The 3,294-nt window shown below is 31.3% G+C and carries 3 protein-coding genes; 2 read left to right on the top strand and 1 reads right to left on the bottom strand.

Annotated elements, in window-relative coordinates; all coding sequences use genetic code 11:
- Nucleotides 1–197: 197 nt before the first annotated feature.
- On the bottom strand, nucleotides 198–1,562 hold the full coding sequence (locus HMPREF3058_RS06015; protein WP_002475570.1) for a MocR-like pyridoxine biosynthesis transcription factor PdxR: 1,365 nt from the start codon (nucleotides 1,560–1,562) through the stop codon (nucleotides 198–200).
- Between the two features lie 96 nt (nucleotides 1,563–1,658).
- Between HMPREF3058_RS06015 and pdxS the strand changes: the two genes are divergently transcribed.
- Nucleotides 1,659–2,546, top strand: coding sequence for a pyridoxal 5'-phosphate synthase lyase subunit PdxS (pdxS, locus tag HMPREF3058_RS06010; RefSeq protein ID WP_001830030.1), 888 nt, complete (start codon nucleotides 1,659–1,661; stop codon nucleotides 2,544–2,546).
- Nucleotides 2,547–2,548: 2 nt separating this feature from the next.
- Nucleotides 2,549–3,106 (top strand): pyridoxal 5'-phosphate synthase glutaminase subunit PdxT, encoded by a 558-nt coding sequence (gene pdxT / locus HMPREF3058_RS06005; RefSeq protein WP_032603020.1) that lies wholly within the window; start codon nucleotides 2,549–2,551, stop codon nucleotides 3,104–3,106.
- Nucleotides 3,107–3,294 lie beyond the last annotated feature (188 nt).

Below are 3,294 nucleotides of genomic sequence, written 5' to 3'. Positions count from 1 at the left end.
TCTCTTTTTTTTATATGAAAAGAGTTCTAAAAAAGAAAGTATTGATAAATAAATTAGCTACTTAATAACTTTTATAAGAGGTAATTTCATTTGTGGCTTATAAAGGTTAAGTAGCATATCTAACCTTAAATGCTTTAATTACTGTAATGTATCGTAACAATAATTAAAGCATTTTAAAGTTTCTTAAAGTCTAGTATTTATATAACGAGTGAATGAATTAATGCATTAACATGGTCTTCTAATTCTTCTTTTTTTATCCCCCCAAATCCTAAAATAAATTTTGGATAAGCTTTAGAATAATTTTCGTAATGATAAGGTTTTAATTTTAAATTATTTTTTTTCGCATTTTTTAAACATTGTTTCATCGACAATCCATTATTAACAGTTATTGTAAAATGCATTCCAGTTAGTGCGCCTTCAATCTTTATTTGAGTATTGTATGGCTTTAATCGTTTTAAAATATAATCAAGTTTATCTCTATAAATCTTTCGCATTTTATTCAAATGTCTTTCAAATTTCCCACTTATCATGAATTGAGCAACCATGTGTTGAATGTGCACTGGCACTGTATTTCCCTCTTTATATTTTTGATTATTATATTTGTTCATTAAATTTTGTGGCAAAACAATATATGCAATCCTACAGCTTGGATATAAAGATTTTGAGAAAGTACTAATATAAATGACTTTTCCTTTTGTGTCTAAACTTTGTAATGCAGGTATGGGTTTGCCAAAATATCTAAATTCTGAATCATAATCATCTTCAATAATATATCTTTGCTTTGCTTGATGCGACCAATTGATTAATTGCGTTCTTTTTTTTAAATTGGTGACATAACCAGTTGGAAATTGATGAGAAGGTGTTATATATAAAATATTGTTATTTGTATGTAAAATAGGATCGATTTGTATTCCATTTTGTTCAACTGGTACCTGAATATAACTTATACCTTTTTTATCAAGCGTATGTTTAATTGGTGGATAACTTGGCTGTTCAATAATAAACTCTTCTTTTTTTAGTAAATTGGTTATCATATCGAGTAACTGGCTTGTTGATGATCCAATAATAACTTGATTTGGGTGACAAGTGACGCCACGACTATTAAATAAGTAATGTGAAATTTGTTGCCTTAAAATATATTCTCCTTGACGCTCACCTCGTTGTAATAGTGATAGCTGATGATCTTCAAAAACGTCTTTCGCATATTTTCTAAAAATATGCATAGGAAAACTTTCAGAATCAATTTCAGCTAAATTAAAAGCATATTTATATTGTCGTTGCTTCTTTTCTAAGTTATCAGTGTTTAATTGATTTGTTTGTCGATGTATCACTGGCAATGATTCTATATCGGAAACGAAGTATCCAGATCTAGGTTTCGAATAAATGAAACCTTCATCTACAAGTAATTGATATGCATGTTCTATTGTAGTGTGGCTAACAGATAAATAGTTACTTAACTGTCGTTTAGATGGAAATCTATCATTTGATTGATATTGACCTTCGATAATTTGATTTTTTAACTTTTCATATAACGATAAATAAAGTGGTTGATTTACTTTCAATTAACTGACCCCTATCTTTATGTACAAATTGAACCTTTTTAAATATCAGTTTATCTCGTAAAATATATTTAATCAATAAGAAAAGGGGTAAGTAGTATGTCTAAAATAGTAGGATCAGATCGAGTGAAAAGAGGAATGGCTGAAATGCAAAAAGGCGGTGTCATTATGGACGTCGTTAATGCAGAACAAGCGAAAATTGCTGAAGAAGCCGGAGCTGTTGCCGTAATGGCATTAGAGCGTGTACCATCAGATATTCGTGCTGCTGGTGGTGTTGCACGTATGGCAAATCCTAAAATAGTTGAAGAAGTTATGAATGCTGTTTCAATTCCTGTTATGGCTAAAGCCAGAATTGGTCATATTACAGAAGCGAGAGTTTTAGAATCGATGGGTGTTGACTATATAGATGAGTCTGAAGTACTAACACCTGCAGACGAAGAATATCATTTAAGAAAAGATCAATTTACAGTTCCTTTTGTGTGTGGCTGTCGTAACTTAGGTGAAGCAGCACGACGCATTGGTGAAGGTGCGGCGATGTTGCGTACGAAAGGTGAACCTGGTACTGGTAATATAGTTGAAGCTGTTCGTCATATGCGACGTGTTAATTCTGAAGTTAGCCGTTTAACAGTTATGAACGATGATGAAATTATGACATTTGCAAAAGATTTGGGTGCACCTTATGAAGTATTAAAACAAATTAAAGATAATGGACGTCTTCCTGTAGTTAATTTTGCAGCTGGTGGTGTTGCTACGCCTCAGGATGCAGCACTAATGATGGAATTAGGTGCAGATGGTGTATTTGTTGGTTCAGGTATATTTAAATCTGAAGATCCTGAAAAATTTGCTAAAGCTATCGTTCAAGCTACTACACATTATCAAGATTATGAGTTAATTGGAAAATTGGCAAGTGAGCTAGGTACGGCTATGAAAGGTCTAGATATTAATCAAATTTCACTAGAAGAAAGAATGCAAGAGCGTGGTTGGTAATGATTAAAATTGGTGTTTTAGCCTTACAAGGTGCTGTACGTGAACATATTCGTCATATTGAATTAAGTGGTTATGAAGGCATTGCTATAAAAAGAGTAGAGCAGCTAAATGAAATTGATGGTCTAATATTACCTGGTGGCGAGTCAACAACATTACGTCGTTTAATGGATTTATATGGATTTAAAGAAAAGTTACAACATTTAGATATGCCAATGTTTGGAACATGTGCTGGATTAATCGTTCTTGCAAAAAATGTTGAAAATGAGTCTGGTTATTTAAAGAAATTAGACATAACTGTTGAGCGTAATTCATTCGGTAGACAAGTCGATAGCTTTGAATCTGAACTTGATATTAAAGGGATAGCAAATGATATTGAGGGAGTATTTATTAGAGCACCTCATATTGCTAAAGTGGATAACGGAGTGGAAATACTTAGTAAAGTTGGAGATAAAATAGTAGCCGTCAAACAAGGACAATATCTCGGTGTTTCTTTCCATCCAGAACTAACTGATGATTATCGTATCACTAAGTATTTTATTGAACATATGATTAAACATTAATCATTTTGTAATATTTGATTTTCAAATTACTTTCTATCAAATTTAACAATTTATTTTGAAAGAAGTTTTATAAATTGTAGATTATTTTACTCTACGTATGCGATAACGATTGATTGTTCTAATTATTTGTCAAAATTCTAATATTTAAATCATTTAAAACATACTAAGATTAGCTATGAAGAAATCTA

Origin of the sequence: Staphylococcus sp. HMSC068G11, assembly GCF_001815825.1 — a bacterium.
GTDB classification, from domain to species: domain Bacteria; phylum Bacillota; class Bacilli; order Staphylococcales; family Staphylococcaceae; genus Staphylococcus; species Staphylococcus epidermidis.
Note: the sequence above shows the minus strand (reverse complement) of the source record. Positions and strands in the feature narration are given on the sequence as shown.

Excerpts from the sequence above, each read along its gene's own strand:
- pdxS (WP_001830030.1), top strand. The coding sequence starts at position 1,659 with ATGTCTAAAATAGTAGGATCAGATCGAGTGAAAAGAGGAATGGCTGAA.